The 268-nt window shown below is 74.6% G+C and carries 1 protein-coding gene; it reads left to right on the top strand.

Translation table 11 applies throughout. The annotated features are described in order from the left end of the window. Positions 1 to 22: 22 nt before the first annotated feature. A partial coding sequence (locus tag ADK41_RS13775) for a hypothetical protein (RefSeq protein WP_420706793.1) occupies positions 23 to 268 on the top strand: 246 nt, incomplete at its 3' end.

The raw sequence follows: 268 nt of genomic DNA, 5'->3' as shown, positions 1-268 counted from the left end.
GGTCGTTCCGGTGGTCTCGAACGTGACCGGTGGGATCGCCGGCCCCGGCCTGCTGTGCTCGGCCGACTACTGGGTGCGCCACGTCCGCGCCACCGTGCGCTTCGCCGATGGTGTGCGGGCGCTGGCCGGGGCCGGTGTGAACGCGTTCCTGGAGCTGGGGCCGGACGGCGTCCTGACCGGGATGGCCGCGCGGGTGCTGGACGGCGGTCAGGACGTCGTGTCGGTGCCGGTGCTGCGCAAGGACCGTGCCGAGGAGGGCGCGCTGCTC

Source organism: Streptomyces caelestis (genome assembly GCF_001279005.1).
Classification (GTDB): Bacteria; Actinomycetota; Actinomycetes; order Streptomycetales; family Streptomycetaceae; genus Streptomyces; species Streptomyces heliomycini.
This window is presented reverse-complemented; position numbering and strand designations above follow the sequence as displayed.